Below are 4,779 nucleotides of genomic sequence, written 5' to 3'. Positions count from 1 at the left end.
CGGGCCGTCGTCCACGGGGTGGTGCTGGCCGCGGCCGCGGGCGTCGCCTTCGGCATGGCCTCCGTCTTCACCAAGGCCGCCGCGCAGGACTGGACCTCCGGCAGGACGGAGTTCTTCGCCTTCACGGCGCTGGTCACCGCCGTCCTCGCCGCGGGCGGCATGCTCCTGTCCCAGGCCTCCTACCGCGGCGCGGGCCTGGCGGCCCCGCTGGCGACGGTGACCACCGTGAACCCCGTGGTGGCGGCGGCCGTGGGGACGGCGGTGCTGGGAGAAACGTTCCGGTACGGGGTGACGGGCGGGCTCCTCGCCGCCCTGGCCGGCACGGTCGCCATAGCCGGCGTGATCACCCTGAGCCGCCTCACCCCACCCGCCGCCACCCTCCCCACCGCCGCCGCCACCCCGACCGTCCCCCGCGCCCGCCGAAGACTCACCCACGCGACGGCGAAACAGGAATAGCCCCATTGAACGGCGGACACGACCCGGCGCCGACTGCGGCTGCAGGGGCGGGGATTCACGGGACGCGCTCCCGAAACCCCTTCCGCAGCAGCGCTGATCAGCCGGGAGGCCGCGTCGGCCGCAGCGATCGGCCGGGGTGGTGTGGCGCGGCGGTGCCGGGCTGAGGGGTTCGGTGGTTCTGCCGGTGTCCGGGGGCCGGACTCCCCTCTGCCGCAGCGGCGGTCAGCCGTGTCGGCGTGGTTCGGCGGTGCTGTGCTGAGGGTTCGGTGGTCCTTGCCGGTGTCCGGGGCCGCCGGGAAATCCCTTCCGCAGCAGCGCTGATCAGCCGGGAGGTCCCGTCGGCCGCAGCGATCGGCCGGGGTGGTATGGCGCGGCGGTGCCGGGCCGGGGCCCGGCTGTCTTGCCGGTGTCCGGGGCGCCGGAACCCCCTTCCGCCGCAATGGCGACCAGCCGCGTCGGCGTGGTCCGGCGGTGCCGGGCCGGTGGTGTGGCTGTCCTTGCCGGTGGTCGGGGCTGCCGGGAAATCGCTTCCGGCGCAGTGGTGATCAGCCGGGATGGTGTGGTCCGGCGGTGCTGTGCTGAGGGTTCGGTGGTCCTTGCCGGTGTCCGGGGCGCTGGAATCCCCTTCCGCCGCAACGGCGATCAGCCGCGTCGGCGTGGTCCGGCGGTGCCGGGCCGAGCGGGAGCCCGGGAAGACGGCCCGGCGTACCCGGGAGGCCGGCGGGGAGTGACGGCGGCGTCGGCCGCGAGCATGGCGGGGCCGCCGTTGTCCGTGAGCGCCCTCCGCGAGGAGGTATGGCCCTGGCGCAGGAAGCACGACACGATGGGCCCGTCCGTCCGGCCCACCCCCTCCGGAGGAGACCCCGTGGACTTCGACGTCGTCGTGGAGATCCCGCAAGGCAGCCGCAACAAGTACGAGATGGACCACGAGCGCGGCCGCATCCGCCTGGACCGGCTGCTGTTCACCTCGACCCGCTACCCCGCCGACTACGGCTACATCGAGCGGACCCTCGGTGCCGACGGCGAACCGCTCGACGCCCTCGTCCTCGCGGGCGAGCCGACGTTCCCGGGGATCGTCATCAGATGCCGCGCCATCGGGATGTTCCGCATGCGCGACGAGAAGGGCGAGGACGACAAGGTGCTGTGCGTCCCCTCGTCCGATCCGCGCCACGAGCACATGAGGGACCTGCGCCACCTCCCCGAGTTCGACCGCCTGGAGATCCAGCACTTCTTCGAGGTGTACAAGGAGCTCGAACCCGGCAAGTCCGTCGACGACGGCGCCCGCTGGGCGGACCGCGCCGCCGCCGAGGCGGAGATTTCCGCCTCCTACGCGCGGGCCGCGGCGGCCGGCGCCGGGCAGGAGCAGGAGCGCCCGGCGCACTAGCCGCCCATCCGGGCTCAGGCCTCCCGGAGCAGCGCCGCGAGGTCCCCGTCCACGTCCAGCCGGCCGCCCTCGCTGCCGGCCGGCACCAGCGCGTAGGAGCGCGCGAGGAAGCGCCGCAGCTCGGCGGTGTCGATCTGCACCATGGCCACGCCCTCGACGGCGTGGAACTCCAGCACCGTGCGGTCCGGCCCGCACGGCCACACGTGGACGTCGCCGCCCCCGGTGGGCGCGATCAGGCCGCAGGCGAGCGTCTCGCGGGCGAAGACCCATTCCACGTCCGCCCCGTCGAGGGAGGCCACGGGCGGGAAGGCGATGTGGACGGCGAAGGGATCGGAGGGTACGTAGCGCAGCTGCGCGGGGACGGCGCGGTCCTGCGGGGCCGACGCAATGAGCCGTGCCTGGACAGCCTGGTCGATGACAGTGGACAACGCGTGCTCCCTCGCGATCGCTGTGATGTGGTGCGGGTCCTTGCGGTGGTACGGGGTGCTGGTGCGGCGGTGGTCGTGCGGGACGTGCGGGTCGTGCGGTTCGTGCTGCTCCTGCCGGCGTCCGGCCGCCGGCCGGATCCGGGAGGGATCCGCCGACTGGAGAGACGCCGTCAGAAGAGACGGCGGTTCGATCGCTGCAGTGCACATGATTCAAGCGTGACCTGCATCACGATCCTTTGATTGGAAAAGACATAAGCCGTCTCAGCCATGAAATCGCTGCCCGTACGCCACTCTGTTCACTACCATTCACTACCGCTGCACCGGCAGTACCGCCAGCACCTCCCACCCCCCGCCGGGGACCGGCCCCGCCGTCAGGGACCCGCCGATCGCGTCCGCCCGCTCGGTGAGCCCGACCAGCCCCAGGCCCCCGGTGTCCTCGGGCGCGTGGGCCGCCGGCCGCCCCGCGGGGCCGTCGTCGCGCACGGAGACGAACAGGCGCCGCTCCTCCTCGCGCAGCGTCACGCGCACGGCCGACGCCCCGGGGCTGTGCTTGGCCACGTTGGCCAGCCCCTCGGCGACGATCCGGTGGACGGAGGCGGCCAGCTCCGGGGCCGTCCCGGAGCCGAAGCGGGGGTCGGCGTCCAGCTCGACCCGCACGGAGCCCGGCCCCGTCCGGCGGAACGCGTCGACCAGCGCGCTCACCCCGTCCAGCCCGGGCAGCGGTGCGCGGTGGGCCTGGTCCTGCTGCAGGACGCGCAGCAGCCGCCGGGACGAGGTCAGCGCCTCGTCGCCGGCCGCCTGGATGTCCCGCAGCGAGGCGGCGACCTGCTCGTCCTTGGCGACGGTGCCGGTGGCCTTGGCCAGCAGCGTCATCGCGGCGACGTGGTGGGAGACGAAGTCGTGCAGCTCGCCCGCCAGCTCCAGGCGCTCGGCGTCACGCGCGGCGGCCACGGCCCGGGCGCGCTCGCCGTCCCGGTGGCGCAGGCACAGGCCCGCCGAGGTGACACCGGCCACGACCAGGGCGTAGACGACGACGGCCGCCCCGGGCGCGTCCGTGTCGCGCACGGGCGCCACCAGCACCCCGGCGGCCAGCGCGACGCCCGTCGGCACGGCGGCCCGCACCGGCGCCCGCCACGTGACGAGGGCGAGCAGCACCAGCAGGGCCGCGCTCTCGGTCAGCCCCCAGACGGGCAGGTGCTCGCCCGCGGCCATCAGGTACCCGGTCGCCGACCAGGACACCGCGATCGCCGCCGCGGCGCGCGCGGCGAGCGGGCCCCGGGGCAGCACGCACAGGGCCACCAGCAGCCCGGCGGCCCACACCACGAGGTGGGCGTGGTGGCCGCCGGTCTGCCCGGGGTGGACGGCTCCCCGCGAGAGCAGGCGGCCCTCCAGCAGCCACAGGCCGCACAGGCCGGCCAGCAGCCAGCCCTGGCGGCGCCTGGCCCGGGACGGGGCGGCGGCGGTCCCGGAGGGGGAGAACGGCAGGGATGTCGGCGTCATGGGCTCACGCTAGGCGGGGGCGCGGAGCGCGGGGATCGCCCGTAAAGCCACACCCGCCCCGGCCGAAAGGATGAATGTTGGACAGCTTGCGCGGCAGCGGGCGGGCAGCGGGCAGGGGCGGGAGCGGAGGACCCGTGGACGGCCCGCCCGGCGTCGGCTAGCTTCCCCGGTCATGAGACGGACGGGGAAGACGTTACGCAGACTGTGCGGACTGACGGGGGCGCTCACCGGCGCCGTGCTGGCGCTGGCGGTCACCACCGCACCGGCCCGTGCCGGGAGCGGGGGCCCGGGCCCGGCGTGGGAGAGCAGGGACGCCGGTGTCGACGCCCGCTTCCGGGGGCTCGCGGCCGTCAGCCGCTCCACGGCGTGGGCCGCCGGCACGAAGGGGACGGTCCTGCTCACCCGGGACGGCGGGCGCAGCTGGCGAAACGTCTCGCCGCCCGGCGCGGGCGCCCTCGAATTCCGCGACGTGGAGGCGTTCGACGGCCGCCGCGCCGTCGTGCTGGCCATCGGCGAGGGCGAGGCGTCCAGGGTCTTCCGCACGGACGACGGCGGCAGCACCTGGACGGAGACCTTCCGCAACACCGATCCGAAGGCGTTCTACGACTGCCTGACCTTCTTCGACCCGCGCCACGGCATCGCCCTCGGCGACCCCGTGGACGGCCGGTTCCGCATCCTCGCCACCGGCGACGGCGGCCGCAGCTGGCGCGTCCTGCCCGCCCGCGGCATGCCGGCCGCACTCCCCGGTGAGGCCGCGTTCGCGGCGAGCGGCCAGTGCGTGGTGAGCTCCGGCAGGCACGACGCCTGGATCGCGACCGGCGGCGCCGCGTCCTCCCGCGTCCTGCACTCCGCCGACCGCGGCCGCACCTGGACCGTCGCGGGCACGCCCGTCCCCGCCGGCGACTCCGCCCGCGGGGTCTTCGGCCTCGCCTTCCGCGACCGGACGCACGGCCTGGCCGTCGGCGGCGACTACCGCACCGGGCAGCCCTCGGAGCGGGCCGCGGCCGTCAG

The 4,779-nt window shown here is 75.4% G+C and carries 4 protein-coding genes and 1 pseudogene; 3 read left to right on the top strand and 2 right to left on the bottom strand.

Annotation, left to right across the window (positions count from 1 at the left end; all coding sequences use genetic code 11):
• Both V7793_RS33495 and V7793_RS33490 read left to right on the top strand, forming a co-directional pair.
• Positions 1–456, top strand: a pseudogene (locus V7793_RS33495) (DMT family transporter); the annotation flags it as partial.
• Between the two features lie 865 nt (positions 457–1,321).
• Positions 1,322–1,840 (top strand): inorganic diphosphatase, encoded by a 519-nt coding sequence (locus tag V7793_RS33490; protein WP_336013466.1) that lies wholly within the window; start codon positions 1,322–1,324, stop codon positions 1,838–1,840.
• Between the two features lie 14 nt (positions 1,841–1,854).
• On the opposite strand, the gene V7793_RS33485 is transcribed toward V7793_RS33490, so the two are convergent.
• A complete protein-coding gene (locus tag V7793_RS33485; protein ID WP_168091666.1) occupies positions 1,855–2,268 on the bottom strand; it encodes an SsgA family sporulation/cell division regulator in 414 nt (137 codons plus the stop codon).
• A 309-nt stretch (positions 2,269–2,577) separates the two neighbouring features.
• Positions 2,578–3,768 carry a sensor histidine kinase gene (locus V7793_RS33480; protein ID WP_336013465.1) on the bottom strand — a complete coding sequence of 397 codons (1,191 nt, stop codon included), beginning with the start codon at positions 3,766–3,768 and terminating at the stop codon, positions 2,578–2,580.
• Positions 3,769–3,940: 172 nt separating this feature from the next.
• On the opposite strand from V7793_RS33480, the gene V7793_RS33475 reads away from it, so the two are divergent.
• On the top strand, positions 3,941–4,779 hold an 839-nt coding region (locus V7793_RS33475), incomplete at its 3' end, for a WD40/YVTN/BNR-like repeat-containing protein (protein WP_336013464.1).

Origin of the sequence: Streptomyces sp. KLMMK (assembly GCF_036961605.1) — a bacterium.
Lineage (GTDB): Bacteria > Actinomycetota > Actinomycetes > Streptomycetales > Streptomycetaceae > Streptomyces > Streptomyces telluris.
This window is presented reverse-complemented; position numbering and strand designations above follow the sequence as displayed.